Source organism: Actinoalloteichus spitiensis RMV-1378 (assembly GCF_000239155.1).
GTDB lineage: Bacteria > Actinomycetota > Actinomycetes > Mycobacteriales > Pseudonocardiaceae > Actinoalloteichus_B > Actinoalloteichus_B spitiensis.
This window is the reverse complement of record NZ_AGVX02000182.1, coordinates 1-18,058: the sequence shown is the minus strand read 5'-3', so window position 1 is coordinate 18,058 and position 18,058 is coordinate 1. Positions and strand designations below refer to the sequence as shown.

Genomic DNA, 18,058 nt, shown 5'->3' with positions numbered 1-18,058 from the left:
CGCCGCTGCCGCCGCCGGCCCCGCCGGGGGCGGGCGGCCGCCAGGCCCGCAGCGCGGGGCGGAGGTCCGCATCCGCCCCGTCCACGGCGACGCGGTGCGCCTCGGCGAGCAGGTCGGCGATCACGATCCGGGCCCCGGTGGTCGCCGAAGCGATGGCGCCGTGCACCATCGCCAGGCTCAGCAGGTTGTCCGCCGCCACCGTGCTCGGTGGGAGCCCGGTCCGCAGGGCGTGTTCGAAGTCGGCCAGGGAACCGGCGATGTCCACCGGCGCCAGGGGCCCCGACCGCCGGGCCCGAAGCTCGGCCGCCACCTCGGCGGCCCCGGCGACCGGCACCGCGTGCTCCACGACGGGTTCGGCCTCGCCGTCCCACAGCGCCGACCCGTGCCGCCCGCTGACCCGCCACCGCCCGTTCCAGGAGGTCTCCAACCCGGGGGCGCACCAACTGCCCGTGTAGAGGTAACGCACTCCCCCGGTCATCTCGAAGATCGCCGTGGCCGCCGCGTCACCCCGGTACCAGCTCCAACGGGGGTTGAACTCCTCGCACCACACCGTCACCGGGTCGCCGCCCACCAGGTACCGCGCCGCGTCGAACGGGTGGATCGCCATGTCCAGCAGCAGCGGGTGCTCCATCTCCTCCCGGAACCCGCCGAACCTGGGTGCGCGGAAGAACTCGGTGCTGACCACGCCCACCGCCCCCAACGTCCCCGCCTGCCGCCGCAGCGCGGCCAACCCGGGGCTGTGCCGCCGGTTCTGGCTGACCGCGAACAGGCAGCCGGCCCGCTCGGCGGCCACCACCAGGCTGACCGCCTCGGCGAGGGTCGCCGCCAGCGGTTTCTCCCCGAGCACCGCCAACCCCAGGTCGAGGGCCTCCCGGGTCACGGAGTAGTGCGCCGAGGGGACGGTGACGTCGATGACCAGGTCGGGCCGGGTGGCCTCGGCGAGGGCGCGCAGCGACGTCGACACCGGCACCGGGGCCACCCCGCAGGCGGACAGCGCCGCCGTCGCCGCGTTCACGTCGAGGTCCACCACCCCGACCAGGTCCATCGTGGGCGAGGCGTCCACCGTGTTCAGCCAGGCCCGCCCCATCGCGCCCGCGCCCACCACCACCGCGCGCAGCGGGCCGGGGTGGTCGACGGTGCGGAAGGCTCCGCCGGTCATCGGGCCGAACCCGGAGACGCGTCTCCGGGGCTGGTCGCCGGCTCCTCGTCCCACCAGCCGACCGGGGAGCGGCGCAGCTCCGGTGGCGGCCCGACGGGCTGGTCCGGCCGTGCCCACCGCACCCCGTTGGCGATCACCCGCCGCACGTCGGGGTGGTGGTAGACGGGGTAGTCCTGGTCGCCGGGGCTGAAGTAGAAGATGCGGCCGTGGCCCCGGCGGAAGGTGACGCCGCTGCGGAACACCTCGCCACCGGTGAACGAGGACACGAAGACCAGCTCGTCCGGCGCGGGGATGTCGAAGAACTCCCCGTACATCTCCTGCCGGTCGATCACCAGCGGGCTCGGCACGCCCTCGGCGATCGGGTGACGCGGGTCGACCGTCCACACCAGCTCCCGGTCGTCGCCGTTGCGCCACCGCAACGCGCAGGTGGTGCCCAACAGCCGGGTGAAGACCTTGGAGAAGTGCCCGGAGTGGAGCACGACGAGACCCATCCCGCCGAGCACCCGTTCCCGGACCCGTTCCACCAGGGCGTCGTCGACGCGGTCGTGGGCGAGGTGCCCCCACCAGACGAGGACGTCGGTGGTGTCGACGACATCGGGCGGCAGGCCCTGCTCGGGTTCGTCCAGGGTGGCGGTGCGGATCGACGCGGCCGGGCCGAGGTGTTCCCCGATCGCCGCCGCCACCGCGCCGTGAATGCCCGCCGGGTAGCGTTCGGCGACCTCCGGCTGCGTGCGTTCGTGGACGTTCTCGTTCCAGACGGTGACCCGGGTCGGGTTCGGCGTTCCCTCGGGGGTGTCGGCGGCGGGACGGTGGTCGGGCACGGCACTCACCGGCGTTCCTCCATCGCACGAACGGTCACGGTCGGAGGACGTCGTCTGTCGTGCGTCGCGACACCCCCGCCAGGGTGAGCGGACCGCTCCGACGGACCAGGTCGACCGGTGTCCGCACGCGGGGGCTTGGCCACCGTGTCGATCTTGTCCTGCACCGCTGATCCAACCGACCCCCGCCAGCGGGAACAATCAGCCGGTCGGGCGATATGAGCACGGCCCATTCGACCGCACTCCGTGTCGAACACCGTTCGACGTCGTCACCCGTCACCCGTGTCGAATGTCCCCGTGCCGGTGGGTCCCCTGTGCGCGTCCTGCCACTCCTCGCCTCGCCGCCGCCCGCCGCTGCCCCCTCCTCCGGCTTCGGCCCGGCACCCGCCTCGGGCGGATGCCGGGCGCATCAGCTCAGGGACGGCTCACTACGTGAGGCCGGTGATCTCCAGGAGCGGGCTGCGCGCATGCCACCCCGCCCGGTCGAGCTCCTCGGACAGGCCCTGCGGGTTGTCGGGCCTGCTGAGCTGGTCGAGGATGTCGTCCAGGACACGACGGCGGTCCACGGCGTCGGTGACCTCGACGGCGGTGGCCGGGAGGTCGACGACCACCGACTCCTTGAGGTGCACGGTGAGGCGGGGGTCGGCCAGCAGGTTGCGGTACCAGTCGCGGGGACGGTCCGCCGGGTAGCCGGTGAGGAAGAACCGGCCCCCGGACCGGAAGAGCCAGATCTCGAGACGCCGGGGCAGCCCGGACCGACGCCCGGTCGTGGTGATGTCCACCAGCACGTCCGAATCGAGCGCCCGGCGCACGGCGGCCTCATCCGGTGTCCCCGTCCCCCTCGACGCCGGCTGGGGTTCCCACCGGTGCGACGCCGGGTCGTCCGCGTGGCGGGCGTAGACGTCGGGGGGACCGGCCACGTAGCAGGCGGTCACCTCCGCCTCGGCCACGAACTCGGCGGATCCCCACCAGCAGGACCATCCCCCACCGGTCGGCCGCTCGGCGGAGCGCGAGGGTGGCTCGACGCCTCCTCGGTGTCCCTCCTCCTGTTCGGTCCCCGTTGTCGAACCCCACGAAGGTACGAGCAGGTGCGAGTGCCGGAACCGCCCCGGGACACACCGACTCGCCGACCACCGGACGCCCGGTCCACAGCGAAACCACGAGGCGCACCGACGAGCAGCGGGAGCGGCCGAGCCACCAGTCACGGCAGCCCCGACGGCCAGCTCACGCGCCCCCAGCCGACGGATCGCGACGTCCGGAGCCATCCCCGGCACCACCCGAACCGACTGACTCCGGCGCCGGCCGTCCCCCCCGGCCTTGCCGTTTCCTCTTGCCCAGGACCAGGACCGTACTGGATGGCCCTGCCTCCGATCAGCTAGCGGAACCACGTGTCCGGTCGACCAACGGCCGAGCTCCGGCGAGGAGTCGCGGACGTTCCATTCCAGCAGGCTCGTTACCGAACACCCCATCCTGCTGGCGCCGAGCCAGCAGCGACGCCGGCGGGGCCGAGCCGACCGATTCGCTGGCCGTGCACAGTTTCCCCGCCGAGCGCGGCGAGGATCGGGGCGATCGCCTCTTCGGGGTCGGTATCGGCACGGCAGGTGAACAGATCGACGTGCGCGAGTTCGTGCTCGGGCCAGGTGGACACGGTCAGGTGGGACTCGGCCAGCACCAGCACGCAGGTGGCGCCGTGCGGCTGGAACACCACGGGCAGTTCGCCGAGCACCGTGCAGCCGAGCCGGGCGACCGCGGCGCGCATGGCTTCCAGCAGCTCGGCGGGTTCGGGATTGGGGATGGTGCAGCCGGTGATGTCGTAGACGGCGTGGATCACGGGAACCTCCAGGGATTGGTCAGGCCGATCGCCGGTCGAGGGCCGGGGCGTTGGCTGGGATGCGGATGAGGTCGGCGAGGTAGTCGACGGTGTAGGAGCGGTGCAGCCGGCGCGGTTCGGCCGCCCAACGGGTGACCTCGGTCCAGATCGCGTCGAGCGCGTCGTCTCCGTGCTGGTCGAGCAGGACATCGAGGTTGAGGAACGCCTCGGGCAGGTCGGCGTAGGCGGCGCCGTAGCGGACATAGAGCGTCTTGGACAGCTTGCCGCCGCTGCGGTCGAGCACGAGTGGGGTGAACACGCTGACCGGCCATGTGGCGGCCGGGATGCCCAGCGTCGCCAGCGCGGGTGCCAGGACGTGGGCGTGCCAGGCCCCGCCCCAGTCCGCGCCGTCCACCGACACCGAGCACGCCTCGTACAGCTCACCCTCGGCGGCGAGCAGGAACCCTTTCTGGATGGAGCGGACCGGGGTGTTCGCGTCGTACCAGCCGTCCGTACCGCTGATGTCGATGGTCTCCCGGTAGCGGCCGTGGACTGGGCAGAGCGAGTCGAGGTGAACGACTCCGTCGCCTGCGGTGATCGACAGGTTCTTCGCGGATTTCTCCATCAGGCGACACTCGGGGCAGCGTGGTCGGATGCGGACGATCCCGTCGGCCGGGGCCACGATCGAGCGGAAGTCCTCCAGACGGGAGGCCATGGCGTGCAGGCAGGTCCGCACCGGCGACAGCCCTTGGTAGATCGAGTACGGCCGGAACTCGTAGCGCACCTGCGAGCGGTCCGCCGCCCACCGCAGCAGCCGCTCGAACCCCCAGACCCGGTCGGCGCGGTCAAGGTGGCCGGAGTCGATGAGGTCGCCCACGGTGCGGGTGTAGATCTTGCCGTCGATCTCGACATGCTCTGCCGGGGCGTTGTCCAGAGCGTCGAAGATGACCGTCGCCGGAAGGTCCAAGACGTCGGCGTTGTGGCCGGCGATGGCGAACACCGAGAGCACCGTGACGACGGTGCCGATGTGCGGGGTGCCGTTCAGCTGCGCGGCGGTCGTCACACGCAGCCGCTGCTTGCCGCGGGCCGCGGCTCGCAGCAGATCGGTGTTGTCGCCCGTCAGATGCGCGATCCCGACCGGGGCGAAGATCAGCTCGCCTGGGCCTGGCGACTGAGCGGTTTGGCTGGTGGGCATGGCTGTGTCCTTCCGACGTAGGTCCACACGGCGGGAAACTCGGGATCGGCGATCGTGATCCGCTTGAGGAGCAGAAGGTGCACGCCTGCCTGGGCGGCGGCGTGCTGGTAGAGCTGGTGGGTCAGCTCGACTCGCCCGCGTGGGTCGCGGGCAACCCAGTTGGCGCCGGCGGTCCAGCCGCCCGGCGCGAGCAGGCGGTGAATCTCGCCGAACCGGGTGGTGAAGTGCTCGTCGTTGCGGCACAAGCCGAGCAACCCGAACTGGGTCACCAGGTCGAAGGTGGTCGCGGTCAGGTTGGCCGGCAGCGAACCGTCCAGGCAGTCGGCGCGGACCCGTACGACCAGCGATCGGCAGCGTGCCAGGAAGTCGTCGGGCTGGGCGCGCCCGCACAGCGCCAGCGCGGTGGTGTGCACGCCGCGAGGCCGGGCGAGTTCGGCGAACTGGCCCAGGATCTCCAGCCGTGTGCGATCGACGTCGACCGCGACGAGTTGCTGGGCGCGCAGGGCGATGGCCCACAGCATCGACTCCGATCCGCAGCCCAGGTCCACCCAGGTCTGAACGGGCGGGATGGTCATCAGGGCGGCGAGGATGTCCTCGGTGCCCAGGCCGAAGCGGAACTGCTCGGCGTAGTAGCGCCGCCAGTACTCGTCCGCGCCGGCCACGGTCTCGTTGCCGCTCACCGCTGGACTCCCGGATCGGTGGTGGCCAGGACCTCCGACAGCCCGCCCTGTCCGGGCAGGAACCGGACGTGGACGAACCCGGCGGCGGTGAAGGTGTCCCGCAACTGCTGGGCGGAGAACAGGGCCAGCTCCACCGTGGTCACGTAGAGGCTGTGCCCGGCGGGGTCGACGTAGTCGAACTCGATGCGCAGCCGGTCGTCGTCGCGGTGCTGGCGGCGACGCCGCAGGACCGCCCCACCAGCGTGGGCGGGGTCGAACCAGCGGTCGGGGAACCACACCCGGTGCTGGCGGGCGACGTCGTAGAAGGTAGCGGAGTCCACCCCACCACCGGGCTGCGCGCACGCCACCTGCGCGAGCACCTCGACACCAGGACGCAGTGCCTGCCGGAGCGCGGTCAGCATGTCGGTCAGCGAGGATTGGCGGGCGAGCTGGTTCAGCGCGGCGTTCGGCGCCACCACGAGCTCGACCTCGGAAAGGAACTCCAGCTCGTGCAGGTAGGCCACCGCCGGGACCGTGCGTTCGGCGGGCACACCGGCGTTGACTGCGTGCTCGACGGCGGCGGCGAGCATCTCCGGACAGGCATCCACCAAGGTCACCGTGGCGCCTGCGCGGGCGTACTCGGTCAGGAAATGCCCTGTGCCGCACGGGACTTCCACCACGTGCGGGCCGGTGCGCAGCAGCCCGCGCAGCAGCCGGGGCCGGCGAACAGCGGTGGCTTCGGCGCGGGCGAACCGTGCCCGCCGCGCGTAGGACTCGACCACGGTGACGGCGTCGCTGGTCGCGGTCACGCCGGGACTCCGTAGAACGCGGCGTGCTGCCGGCACACTGGATGCACCAGCCGACCGTCCTGGGCGATCCGGGCTGTCTCGATCCCCCCGTCGCTCACGCCGGACAAGGCGACGCGGGCCAGGCGCGCCAGGTACGGGGCGGCGTTGGTGGTGTACGCCGCGGTCGTGGTGACCGGCACCAGCGCCGGGAGGGCGTCGAGTTTGACGTGCAGCACGCCTTGGGTCACGCGCGGGACGTCGCCGGGTTGCTGAACCGGCCCGGCCGTGGGCAAGTAGCCCTCCCCATACCCGCAGGTGGCGTCCACGATCACCGCGCCGGCCTTCATCCCGCGCAGGTCGGTCTCGCTGATCATCGGGGGCGTGTCGAACGTCGAGATCAGGATCGCGCCGACAACGAGGTCCGCCTCGGCCAGGACGAGCGAGCGCAGCTCCGGCGTGTTGACCGCGACCCGCACGCCGGCCGGGGCGTCCGGCAGGTACCGGCCTGCCGAGTCCTGCGAGCGCGCGAGGACGGTGACCCGCGCGCCGAGCGCGGCCGCGGTGCGGGCCGCAGCCGCACCGACGGTGCCGCAGCCGATCACCACCACCTGGGGCGCGACCGCTCCGGCGACTTCGGCCAGCAGCACCCCGCGTCCACCCTGGACGGTCTGCAGTGCTTGTGCCCCATACAGAATCGACTGGATACCGGCGATTTCCCCGCCGGGAGCCGCCATCGGGAATCGGCCGTCCTCTTCGAGGAACTCGTAGCTGTAGGCCGTGACGCCGCTGCCCGCCAAGGCTGCGAGCAGGGCGGGGTCGCCCTCGGCGTGGAACAGCGCGCCGATCGACTGGCCGGGCCGCAAGCGGGACAGCTCCTCCGGGTTGACGGACTTGTAGCGCAGCACCAGAGGCGCGGCCCACACCTCATCCGGGGCGGCGAACCGCACACCTTGCGCGGCGAGCTCGGCGTCGTCGCAGAAGACCCCCGCACCGATGCCGGGTTCGGCAAGAACCTCGAACCCGGCCTCGGCCAGGACGCACGCGACCGTCGGGGTGAGCAAGGTGCGCCGGTCACCGGTGCTGGATTCGCGTGGGAAGCCGATGACGAGGGCGGTACTGTCGGGCATCTGCGCCTCCACGGGTGTTCCACACTGGATGTAGGTGAAGCGTCACGACCCGTGACTCGCTGCGCCAGGTCACCGCGTTCGCGGCTGCTGCTCACCGGTTGTGGGTTCGTTGTTCATCTCCGTGTCGAAATCGCAGGTGGGTAGGTGAATGGCGGTGTCGGAGCGGAGCGCCGCGCATCCGGGTGATTACACTTCGTGGGCTTGGGAGGCCGCTGTCCCGGCGGCGCGATCGTGATGACGGGAGCCTGGAGTGCAGGACGACCTGTTCGGCACCGCGAAGTTCGATCTCCCGGTCGAGCGTGTGCTGATGTCGCTCAACCCGGAGTACTACGAGCTGATCTGGCAGCGCCTCAAGCGGCACGAATTCCGCCGCCGCTACCTCGCTGACCGGCCCACCACGTGGTTCGTCTACCTCACCGCGCCGGTATCCAAGCTGGCCGCCGTGATCGATCTCGACGAAGCCGTCGTGGCCAGCCCGACCCGGATCGCCGAGATCGCCGAGCAGGCCCGCGCTGGCAACGGCGAATCGGTCTTCGAGTACCTCAAGGATCTGGAGAACGGGTTCGCGCTGCCGATCAGGGAGGTGCGCGAGTTCCCGGGGTTCACCGCCGAGGAACTGACCGGCATGCTCGGCAAATTCCACCCACCGCAGGGCTACACCCTGGTGGACAAGAACCCCACGCTCGCGGGCGTGTGCGACAAGCTCGCGGCGGCCGAACCGGTACGAGAGCTAGTCGTGGAGCACCCCGCCTCCGTAACCTGATCACATCAGGAACGAGAAAGGGTGGGGCGAAATGGCCGGGCGGCGCGCACGCGGCAAGGGCCCGGCAGCCGTCCTGGGCGTATCCCCGCTGCGGCAGGCGCGCCTGTCGATCCCGGCCACGCTGGAGCAGGTCTGCGAAGACCTCGACAAGCGGTCGAAAGAAGGCTCGTCCGGTGTCACGCCGAGCATGTTGTCCGGCTGGGAGCTGGGCAAGCACATCACCAGCATCCGCTACCGCAAGACGCTCGCCGACTATTACGCCCAGCCCCCGGAAGTGCTATTCGCGCACCAGGACCAGCAGCTCACCTCCGCATCCGAGACACCACGCCTGCTGGTCGGCCACCACGACCTGCGCGCGGCCATGACCAAAGTGGTCCACGACGCCGGCGAGTACCTGGCCTCGTGGGTCCCGCTCACGCGACCGACTCCGGGGTGCTGTTCGAGGCGGCGGTGGCCGAACGCCTGATCGACCACGCACGGCAAGTCTACGCCGGTGCCCGCCGGGTCGAGAGTGACCAGGCCCTGCGTGACCTGCCGACCGTGCGAAGCTAGACGCCAGAGACGAGCCCAGCAGAGCGTGGGTGAGGGGAGGTGCCGGTCGTGAGCACGATCAACCACGGCGGTGAGCACGACGTGCTGGCCGCGGCCACCGAGGACCACGAGTCGGTCATCGCCCTGACCCGCGAACTGGTCGCCATCCCCAGCCGAGGCGGTATCGACCCGTACGAGCCGGTGCTCAACCGGCTGAGTGGCTGGCTGGAACAGCGCAACCTCGTCGTCACCGTGCTCAAGGACAAAGTCGGCGCCACCGTCGGTCTGACCTGCGAGATCCGCGGAGCCCGTCCCGGTCCCCGCTGGGTGCTCGACGCCTGCCTGGACACCGCGCCCTTCGGCGACGAGGCCGCCTGGACCCATCCGCCGACCTCCGCGACCACCGCGGACGGCTGGCTCTACGGACGCGGCAGTGCCGACTCCAAATCCGGCGCCGCGATCTTCTGCCACGTCGCCACCCGGCTCGCCACCATGACCGACCAGCTGCGCGGCAGCCTGGTACTGCTGTTCGACGTCGACGAGCACACTGGAGCCTTCGGCGGAGCGAAACGCTACTTCGAGGGCCCGGACGCACCCGACGACGTGGCCGGCGTGATGATCGGCTACCCCGGCATGGACAAACTCGTCGTCGGCGGACGCGGCGTGCACCGCGCCACACTGCACGTGCACGGCGTGGCCTCGCACTCCGGCGGCAGAAAAACCACCCCGAGCGCCATCGAGAAGGCCGCCAACCTGGTCCGGGTGCTCTCCGCGGCGGAGCTCGCCGACAGCGCCAGCTCCGAATTCCCGATGGCCGGCAAGCTCACCGTGACCGCGATCGAGGGAGGCCAGGGCTACTCGGTCACCCCGGACCTGTGCACCCTCCACGTCGACATCCGCACCACCCGCAACTTCGACGACGAGGACGCCGCCCGACTGCTCCAACACCTCGTCGCCCAAGTCGACGACGCGTGGCCCGGAACCCAACCGACCCTCATCCAGGTCGACACTCGCTGGCCCGCGTTCGCCCTCGCCGAAGACTCCCGTTTGCGCACCGCCATCCTCGACGCCGCCACAGCGGTCGGCGTCGAGGTCGAGCCCGAGATCGCCGGGCCGTCCAACATCGGCAACTACCTCGCCGGCCTGAACATCCCCGCTACCGCGGGCTTCGGCGTCGACTACGTCGGCCTACACGGCACCGACGAACGAATCCGCCTGGACACCATCCCCACCATCCAAGCGATCTACCACGCCGCCGTACTCGCGCTCCTGCGTCCGTAGCCCGACCGTGCGCGGTTTCGACAACGAGCAGTGGGATGTCCCGGCCCGCGGTGGATCACGCACCTCCCACTCGGGCCCGCCGCTCGAACCGCGTCGGATCGCGCGGACCGGGAATCAGCGACACCAAAATGGTGGACACGACCGGTGCCCGCATGAGCGACGGGCCCACCGCGGGACACCACCACCCCGTCCACGGACGCGCAAGCCCGACCGCCCCGCACCAGACCGGCGGCCGCGACGACCGGCGAGCCCCGACGGCGGGCGGGAACAGCTCCCCGCCAGCCTGCCCGACACCGACAGCCACTCCCCCAGCTCAGCACGGCAGCCACCGCACGGGGCGGCCACCGGCCGGTACTGGCAACGGCACCACCCCACCCGGTACCCCTGCCCCCAGGCCGACGACGAACCCCAGCCACGAACGGGACCACGCCCAGGAACCAACGCCACGCCGGAACCCGGGGCCAGGACCTCCTGAGCTACGGACCTCCTGACATCAGGAACTCCAGGAGACGGGGAGCCGCAACGAGCACAGGCCCAGCCCCGACAGGACCCACTGGTCGTGGACATCCTCGGCGTCCTGGTCATCACCACTGAATACGGCACTGGCCTGACCTCGACCACGACGATCGCCGTGCTCCGGTGCGGAACACTGTTCACCGCCAAGGCCACGGTCATCGCCACCCTCATCCTGATCGCCGGCACCGCGCTGCTGGGCCTGACCGTGACTCCTGCCGCGTTCCGGTGCTGCGGCACTCGGCACGTTCCTGACCGCGTCCTCATCCTCCCCGCCCTCTCGCAGAACCCGCCCGAGTCCATCGCCGATCCGGAAGTCCTCACGTCCTCAACGCACTCGCCACTCTCCGAGCCGAGGGATGGCAGGTCGGCGTCGTCACCAACGGACTGACCGGCACTCAGCAGGCGGTCCTCGACCACACTGGCCTGGTCAAGGTCCTGGATGGCTGGGCCATCTTGGAGGCAGCAGGTATCCGCAAACCCGCACCCGCACTGTTCGTCTTGGCCTCCGAGAGATGCGGCACCGACCTGACCGACGTTTGGGTGATTGGTGACAGTCCCCAGGCAGACATCGCGGGCCGCCAGGCATGCGGCGCCCGTACCGTCTGGCTTCACAGGAATCGCCGATGGCTCGAATCCCTCTCACCACCCGACCACACCGTGGGAACAGTGCTCGAAGCGATCGCTCTGGTGATCGACTGACAACGACACCCTCTCCGCTGATCAAAATGGCTCGTCGTAACCGTGGAGAACTCGGACCGGCGGATCGGTGGAGGGTGTTCGGGTGCGGCTGGCCGATGCGAGGTCCTCGTCAGGACCGCCCACGACCAGCAATTCCTCGTGCAGTCCGACAACGCACGCCACGCGGAGGACGGCCTGCCCGAAATCGAGCAGGAGGACCATCGTCGGCGACGATCAGGACTCGGACGAACTGACCGACATCCTCGACCGGCTTCGAGGTTGTGACACCAGTTCTGCCTGGTCGCCCGGCCCCGGTAACAGAGCGAACGGGAACGCGAAGCTCCGACCCGTTGAGTCGAGCCTAGCCCTGCCGCAGCGATCTCAGCCAACTCCCGGTGATCAACCTGAACGAGAACGCGGACGCGGCGACCATGAGGCGGCGAGGAGGCGTCATCACCCTCTGACCTGCGAATACACCCGCAGAGGGGCGGTTGTAGCCCGAACGGGTACAGCTCCCCGCGAACGACCAGCCCCGGCCGCTAGTTGGCTACCGTGACACCGAATTGCATGAGATGGGGTGATCACCATGGGCCAGCGGCGGGAAGCTTTCGCAGCACGGCGCGAGATGATGGGCTACACCCAGGAGGGACTCGCCGCCGCGGTCGGTGTGGGGACACCATCGCAGCCGCCGCCCGCAGCGGCAGGGTGGATGCCGCAGCCGCGAGCGAGTTCGCCGCGCTGAACAGCCACCTGTGGCGGATGTACGCCATGGCGCCGACCAAGAGCCAGGTGCTTCCCCTCGTCCGCGCACAGCTCGACGCCCTGACCGCCGGCCTGCGTCATCCGCAGAACTCGGCCATCCACCAGCGGCTCTGCGCGTTGTCCTCCGAGCTCTTCCAGTTGACCGGCGAGATCTTCCTCGACGCGGACCGCTACACCGACGCCGCCCACTGCTACACCCTGGCCGCAACGGCGGGCCAGGAGGCCAACTCGCCCGACCTCTGGGCGTGCGCGCTGATCCGGCACGCGTTCATCGTCCTGTACGAGCGCCGGTTCGCCGAAGCCGCACCGCTGCTCGAACTCGCCGGCGCGGTGGCGGAGCGAGGCGATCCCACGCTTTCCACCCGGCACTGGGTCGCGGCCGTGCGGGCAGGGGCATGCGCCGGTCTCGGCGACCTGAACGCCTGTGAACGCGCGCTCGACGCGGCCGCCGAGGTTCATCAGCTGCGCGGTCCGGTGCACAACGGTGGCTGGCTGCGGTTCGACGGTAGCCGGCTGGCGGAGGAACGCGGCAGCTGCTACGTCACGCTGGGCCGCTACGACCGCGCCGAGGAGGCCCTGGGCGACGCGTTGGCGGGCAGCCCGACGGCACGGCGGAAGGCCGGCGTACTCACCGACCTGGCGGTGATCGGAGTGCATCGCCGCGACCACGACCAGGTCATCGCCTACGCCAATGCCGCCGTGGCCACCGCCCGGCGGACCGGTTCCGGGGTCGTGAACCACAAGCTGCGCGGTCTACAGTCGTACTTGGACCCGCTGCTGGTCGACCAGCGGATCCAGCGACTCGATGCCGACATCAGCGACATTGTCGGTACCCACGCCGCATGATGGAGGACCACCGAATGCAGGACAGCCGTGGCCGCGTGTTCCGCGAGGCGTGGATCGCCGGGGTGATCAAGCACTACCCCGGAGAGCCGAAACCTGGGTACGTCGCCGGGTGGGAGGACACTCCGGACTGGGAACGGGCTGCCGCGACCGCCGTGTACGACCAGGTGCTCGCGTTCATCGAGGTCACCGGCGGCGCCGCTGGCAAGCTCACCCGGGAGCAGAAGGGGCGCTTCGTCGCGCTGTGTTGGGTCGGGCAGGTCCTCAAGCACTTCCCCGATCCGAAGCCGTCCTACGTGGCGGACTGGGCTGACCTGCCCGACTGGCAGAAGGCGACGGACATCGACATCTTCGAGCGCATCGAACGCGAGGCCCCGTCGGGGGCAGTTGCTGGCACATCGGGTGCCACCCACCAAGGTCCTGACCGGCCCTGAACCCCATCGGACCGGGACATTGAAGCAGGCGAGCTGAGCGAAAACTGCTTCACTGCGAGATGGGCGCTGACTGGACCGTGAATGCGCTTCCTGAGAGGATCCGCACTTGGCGTGTTTAGATGCTCGCGTTGATCTCACTGCACGGAAGACTGACATTGAGGAGAACTTAAACCTTCTCACGAACCCGGTTAAGTTCTTTAGGCTGACCACAAGGTAATACCGAAAACCTCAGTCTGCTCGTTTGCCTTAGTGACCGTCTCTTCAGTGAGGGACAACGGGTTAGAATGGATTGCTCGATATACTGTTTTTCCATTCCAGGGCAAGTGGAAAGATATATCTGTTGGAGATGGCATGATGCATGTGAGTATCACATGACCAGATGGGGCTTCGAATGTCCCCCATGAACCTGGCGTCAGGCCTATGCGGTTTGCAATTAGAGGCGTCTCGACTATGTCGATGACTGCCTTTGGTTCGTGGTAGTTCGCTGGACTTTTAAGATAAATTCCCCTTTCGCAAACCTCCATGATGGGCAGATTTGTGTCGGGTTCTCGATGAAGCGTAGCCCCCAGATCGCAGCTGCTGTCCATGAGCATAAATCCAAAATACTCGACACGTACTACGGTTTCGATCCGGCGCAACTGGACTCCCTTGGCAACGAATACAGGGGTCTGGCCTGTATAGCCAACCCCTGTGTAAGCAGCGTTAGCTTACCACCACGAAAAATGGATCGCCATCTAGTATGTGGTCGCGCGCCATCCAGGCGCCGAATCGGGATCCAACTGCCCGGTTGTAGGCACTCAGGACTGGACGAACGGCGAAACTTCTCGCTGTCGCATCATCGTCTACTTGAGCTGAGCCTTCGTAGGTAGAGGCAGATGGATACTCGTCGCAATCGTTGGTGTTTCCGTCCGGGCGCTCGCGGTAGTTGTTGCCGAAGTACTCTCTACATGCAGCGATCGATTTGTTCCTGTTTTTATCGCGCTGATTTTTTCATGATACATTCGCCGGTACGAGATTTCCGTTCGTGCGGAATCGCAGCGGAAGAAGTTAAGTGGTAGCCACATGTGGAAGTCGCCCTCGGAAGAGCGAAAGTCTGTGATAACGGGGTCAAGATATCAGCTAGTTCGCCGCTCGATCGTCGTAGGTAACGAGGGGTCTTCGGGTGTATCGTGTCCAGTCAGGTCGATGTAGCGACCGATTTCGTTTCCATCGTTTTGCTTCCATTGATCCCAGGACATTGCAGCGAAGACAATATTGTCGTGAGGTGCCGGCAATTCAGTCGAGCTAGCACAGGAAGCGGTGGTGTCCGCATACCTAATGGAACAGCATGCCACTCGGAACTCCACGATCTCCGGAATATAGTCGTCTTCGACCAGGGAAGCGATGGATGAACCTAGGGCGATCCTTCTATTGTTTGGCAGTGAGTTGATGGTCAAAGTCGCTCGAGCCGTGGCTTCTGCTACAACTTGACAGGAGTCAGTGCACAGTTCACGCTTGAAAGAGGCGATTTCGAGCAGGCAAGCGGCAAATCTATTTTTGCACCAGTAGCCGTCGTGTGCTTCGCGGAAATTGTCTTGACACTCTTGTGGGGTGACCGGATCTCCGGCACCAGCCAGGCTAGCACTCGACTGCCGGGGCGGGGAAACACCAGGGAAATACTTTCCCGGTTGTTCTATTTCACCAATCTCCTCGGGGCTAAGATTTCTTTTATCGAAGGACCTTGGCGAGCCTTAGGGGTTTGCCCCTGATCGACCATCGGCAGCAGGTTTGCTACTGCCGGCATTCTCGGGCGCGGGAATGAAAGTGGCCGCGTGGACTAATTCTCCCGCAGCCAGAAGATGAGTAGGGCTACAAAAATAATAATTGGATCCTCATGGAGGATACACCTGCAGCTTGCGGGTGAACATTCAGTATGACATTACTAGTCCAGTTGGAAGATCCATGAAGCGCCGAACAGATTACTGAGCGCCCTTCAATTGATTTCCGAGGAACCTTTACGTGCGCCGATGGGAGGTGACAGCGAAGAGGGGGAACCGGCAGTATATTTTTGCATGTGAACGGGGCCCCGATGGGCGAAGTTGAAAGGAGTTCTAGCACTGCCACGACGCCGCCATGCCGCTCGCCGACGTTTTCGACCGTTGCGCTGAAGACATAAGCGCTCGAAGGCGGGATGAGATCACTGATTGACGTTGTACACCAAGAGAGGATCGGCGCGGTAACGCGTTGGTTTCCTGGGACAAGATTTCGGAGAGAATAATGCAACACGCTTCAACAGCGGCGGAGGATTTCGGTGTACACGCGCGAAGCGGCGGCCAAGGATGAACGGGTTGACCAGTGTCGCCCCATGAACGCCCCTGAAACGCCCGGCCGCCGCTCTGGTGACCAGGCTGGGATCGCTGTTGAGTTGGTTCGGGCCTGCGGTGCTCGCCCCCGACCGGGTGCCGCAGGCCCGAACCCGGTTCTGGCCAGGCGTCTGACCATGGTGTCCATTCCTTCTCGTTCCAGCTGTGGAACGCCATCGATGCCTTCGTGAAGTGCCCGCGATGGCGCTTCCACCAGGACGGGTCTATCGAGGAGGCGACCAGGTGGGAGACGAGATGGCGGGTAGCGGGAAGTGGTGGGCCAGCGGTGCCGTGGTGCTGGTCACCGGGACGGTGGTGGCCTACCTGGCGGTGGCACTCCCCTCCGGGGAGGCCGGACAGCCACACCCCGGCGGTACGGGCGCGGCCGTGAGCTCGGAACCCGAGGAGCCGCCGGACCCCCGGTACCCGCCGGTGGAGAACCCGATCGACATGCGGGCGCTGGAGCCCTGCGACCTGCTGCCACCCGACGCCGCCGAGGAGCTCGGACTGGACCCCGAGGGGGAGCTGGAGCGGCCGACCGGGCCCTTCGAACCCTGCCTGTGGCGCAACCGGGTCACGGTCTCCGACGCGGCGGTGTACCGGGACATCGGGCGCAACGGCTTGGGAGCGGTGTACGACCGGCGCGACGCCTATGCCGTGTTCACCCCGATCACGATCGAGGGCTACCCAGCCGTCGCCGCGCAGCACGTCGAGCAGAGCAAGAACTGCCAGGTCTTCGTCGGGACCGCCCATGACCAGCAGTTCGTCGTGCAGTCCGACAACGCGCTCTACCTGGAGGACGGTGTGACCCGGGCCGAGGAGTCGGATCCGTGTGCCCGGGCCGCCGACGTCGCCCGCGCGGTCCTGGTGCGGCTGCCCACCGGGGACTGACGGAGGAACCCAGAACGACGGGGGTGTGATGGGTATCAACCTGAACCGCGCCAACTACTCCTGGGAACACACCAACGCCCAGGCGATCTCGGCCGCGCTGCGCAGGGACCAGGACGGGGCCGACCCGCAGGAGATGGTGGTCACCTGGTTGGAGATCGCGCAGTCCTTCCGGGCACTGGCCGAGTACCTCGCGGCGACGGTGCGCGCCTCGGTCGACTCCCACGAGGGAGAGACCGCGGAGGCCTTCCGATCGTCCACACTGCCCCTGGCGGGCTTCGCCGAGGAGTGCGGGGCCCAGGCGGTGGAGGCGGCGCACGCGGCTCACCTGCAGGCCGAGTACCTGGAAAGCGCCCGGTCGTTGGTGCCCATCGGCCAACCCAGGCCGGAGAAGGGCTTCCTGGACGCGATCCTGCCCGGTCTGAGCGGATACGCCGACGCGATGGAGGCCTGGGACCAGGACAACAGGCGCGCTCGGGACGTGATGGCGGAGTACCAGGGCAACTCCAACGGTGTGCTGGAGGCCACCCTCGGTTTCGACCCCCAGACCCGGATCGGTGAGCTCCGGGTCGCCGGGCCACCGGTCACGCCCGTCTCGGCGGCGTTCCCGCCGGACTCCCTGTCGGAACGGTCATCCTCGGTGGTGCTGCCACCCGGCGACGAGCGGGAGGCGGCACAGCGGGGAGCCGACCTGGTGGACGGGGAGCGGTCCGGCGGCCGCCCAGCTTCCGGAGGCGGACGGACCCCGGGCTCGGACGTGGAGGTGGCCCCACCTGACAAGACGCCGTCCGACCCCACGGTTGCCCCCTCCGCGGCTGGGCACGAGGCGCCGGCGGTGGAAGCGCGGTGGGCGGCGCGGGACGCGGGCGGGCTGACCTGGACGGCGTCACCGCCCGGCGTGTCCTCGGGCGGTTCCGGCCCGGTGGCCGGTGGTCCGCTCCCGGGTCCCCTCGGTGTGGCCGGGCGCCACCCCGGGCCGGGGGCGGGAGTACCGCCTGGACGGGGACCCGGCCCAGGCGGGTCCGGTACCGCCACGCCGGGTCCCGGGCCCGGTGTGGCAGGCGGCGGAACGACCTCCACGAGCAGGTCCGGCCTGCCCGCCGCTGGTACCGGACCGGGACTCGGAGGGGTACCCGGCGGGCCACCGGCCGGGAGACCGGCGGACCCGGACGGTGTCCCCTCGCACCGGCGCGCCGACTACCTGGTCGAGATGGATGCTCTCTTCGACGACGACTGCCGGGTGGCTCCGCCGGTGCTGGACGGGATGAACCGCCCCCACGAGGACCGGTGATCCGCATGCCGGCCCGGGACCAGGTGCTCCTCTCCATGGCGCAGGTGGACAGCCTCGGTGCCCACCTGGGGCTGGTGCTGCCGCCGACACTGCTGGAAGGCGGCTGCGGAACCACCCAGGACGAGCGCCAGGTCCTGCTGCGGCGGGCCTGGCGGGAGTTGGAGGCGGAGCGG

Annotated in this window: 16 protein-coding genes and 2 pseudogenes; 9 read left to right on the top strand and 9 right to left on the bottom strand. The window is 68.7% G+C overall.

Features of this window, described 5'->3' with window-relative positions; translation table 11 throughout:
* The 8 genes from ACTIDRAF_RS28025 to ACTIDRAF_RS0209565 form a co-directional block, all read right to left on the bottom strand.
* On the bottom strand, positions 1-1,159 hold a 1,159-nt coding region (locus ACTIDRAF_RS28025), incomplete at its 3' end, for a Gfo/Idh/MocA family protein (RefSeq protein WP_052168762.1).
* A complete protein-coding gene (locus ACTIDRAF_RS0209595; protein WP_016698522.1) occupies positions 1,156-1,989 on the bottom strand; it encodes a ThuA domain-containing protein in 834 nt (277 codons plus the stop codon). The genes ACTIDRAF_RS0209595 and ACTIDRAF_RS28025, both read right to left, overlap by 4 nt.
* A 416-nt stretch (positions 1,990-2,405) precedes the next feature.
* A complete protein-coding gene (locus tag ACTIDRAF_RS34455; protein ID WP_016698521.1) occupies positions 2,406-2,927 on the bottom strand; it encodes a nitroreductase/quinone reductase family protein in 522 nt (173 codons plus the stop codon).
* Positions 2,928-3,430: 503 nt separating this feature from the next.
* Complete coding sequence (gene speD / locus ACTIDRAF_RS28020) at positions 3,431-3,808, bottom strand: adenosylmethionine decarboxylase (RefSeq protein WP_016698520.1); 378 nt, start codon at positions 3,806-3,808, stop codon at positions 3,431-3,433.
* A 19-nt stretch (positions 3,809-3,827) separates the two neighbouring features.
* Positions 3,828-4,982 (bottom strand): hypothetical protein, encoded by a 1,155-nt coding sequence (locus ACTIDRAF_RS0209580; protein WP_016698519.1) that lies wholly within the window; start codon positions 4,980-4,982, stop codon positions 3,828-3,830.
* Positions 4,937-5,662 (bottom strand): class I SAM-dependent methyltransferase, encoded by a 726-nt coding sequence (locus ACTIDRAF_RS0209575; protein WP_016698518.1) that lies wholly within the window; start codon positions 5,660-5,662, stop codon positions 4,937-4,939. Before ACTIDRAF_RS0209575 ends, ACTIDRAF_RS0209580 begins: the two co-directional genes overlap by 46 nt.
* Entirely contained in the window at positions 5,659-6,450 is a 792-nt protein-coding gene (locus ACTIDRAF_RS0209570) for a class I SAM-dependent methyltransferase (RefSeq protein WP_016698517.1), read from the bottom strand. Before ACTIDRAF_RS0209570 ends, ACTIDRAF_RS0209575 begins: the two co-directional genes overlap by 4 nt.
* The gene (locus ACTIDRAF_RS0209565; protein WP_157162945.1) at positions 6,447-7,556 is read right to left on the bottom strand and encodes an NAD(P)-dependent oxidoreductase; all 1,110 of its coding nucleotides are present in this window, start codon (positions 7,554-7,556) and stop codon (positions 6,447-6,449) included. Before ACTIDRAF_RS0209565 ends, ACTIDRAF_RS0209570 begins: the two co-directional genes overlap by 4 nt.
* Before the next feature lie 250 nt (positions 7,557-7,806).
* Between ACTIDRAF_RS0209565 and ACTIDRAF_RS0209560 the strand changes: the two genes are divergently transcribed.
* The 7 genes and pseudogenes from ACTIDRAF_RS0209560 to ACTIDRAF_RS0209530 all read left to right on the top strand — a co-directional run bounded on the left by ACTIDRAF_RS0209560 (position 7,807) and on the right by ACTIDRAF_RS0209530 (position 13,364).
* Complete coding sequence (locus tag ACTIDRAF_RS0209560; protein ID WP_016698515.1) at positions 7,807-8,319, top strand: ASCH domain-containing protein; 513 nt, start codon at positions 7,807-7,809, stop codon at positions 8,317-8,319.
* Between the two features lie 31 nt (positions 8,320-8,350).
* The gene (locus ACTIDRAF_RS28015) at positions 8,351-8,785 is read left to right on the top strand and encodes a helix-turn-helix domain-containing protein (RefSeq protein ID WP_016698514.1); all 435 of its coding nucleotides are present in this window, start codon (positions 8,351-8,353) and stop codon (positions 8,783-8,785) included.
* Positions 8,786-8,919: 134 nt separating this feature from the next.
* Positions 8,920-10,131 (top strand): M20 family metallopeptidase, encoded by a 1,212-nt coding sequence (locus tag ACTIDRAF_RS0209545; protein WP_245533485.1) that lies wholly within the window; start codon positions 8,920-8,922, stop codon positions 10,129-10,131.
* Between the two features lie 559 nt (positions 10,132-10,690).
* The gene (locus tag ACTIDRAF_RS0209540; protein WP_016698511.1) at positions 10,691-11,035 is read left to right on the top strand and encodes a hypothetical protein; all 345 of its coding nucleotides are present in this window, start codon (positions 10,691-10,693) and stop codon (positions 11,033-11,035) included.
* Positions 11,020-11,346: pseudogene (locus ACTIDRAF_RS35550) on the top strand (HAD family hydrolase); the annotation flags it as partial. The gene ACTIDRAF_RS0209540 and the pseudogene ACTIDRAF_RS35550, both read left to right, overlap by 16 nt.
* Positions 11,347-11,892: 546 nt before the next feature.
* Positions 11,893-12,933, top strand: coding sequence for an NsdA family TPR-like regulatory protein (locus ACTIDRAF_RS28005; RefSeq protein ID WP_483446986.1), 1,041 nt, complete (start codon positions 11,893-11,895; stop codon positions 12,931-12,933).
* Between the two features lie 14 nt (positions 12,934-12,947).
* Positions 12,948-13,364, top strand: a complete 417-nt coding sequence (locus ACTIDRAF_RS0209530) for a hypothetical protein (RefSeq protein WP_016698509.1) — start codon at positions 12,948-12,950, stop codon at positions 13,362-13,364.
* A 702-nt stretch (positions 13,365-14,066) separates the two neighbouring features.
* On the opposite strand, the pseudogene ACTIDRAF_RS35545 reads toward ACTIDRAF_RS0209530, so the two are convergent.
* Positions 14,067-14,336: pseudogene (locus ACTIDRAF_RS35545) on the bottom strand (NucA/NucB deoxyribonuclease domain-containing protein); the annotation flags it as partial.
* A 1,613-nt stretch (positions 14,337-15,949) separates the two neighbouring features.
* Here ACTIDRAF_RS35545 and ACTIDRAF_RS0209525 point away from each other — a divergent pair.
* Together ACTIDRAF_RS0209525 and ACTIDRAF_RS33410 are read left to right on the top strand one after the other, a co-directional pair.
* Positions 15,950-16,597: a DUF3558 domain-containing protein gene (locus ACTIDRAF_RS0209525; protein WP_016698508.1), complete on the top strand. Its 648-nt coding sequence runs from the start codon at positions 15,950-15,952 to the stop codon at positions 16,595-16,597.
* Between the two features lie 28 nt (positions 16,598-16,625).
* On the top strand, positions 16,626-17,885 hold the full coding sequence (locus ACTIDRAF_RS33410) for a hypothetical protein (RefSeq protein WP_016698507.1): 1,260 nt from the start codon (positions 16,626-16,628) through the stop codon (positions 17,883-17,885).
* The last annotated feature ends 173 nt before the right edge of the window (positions 17,886-18,058 follow it).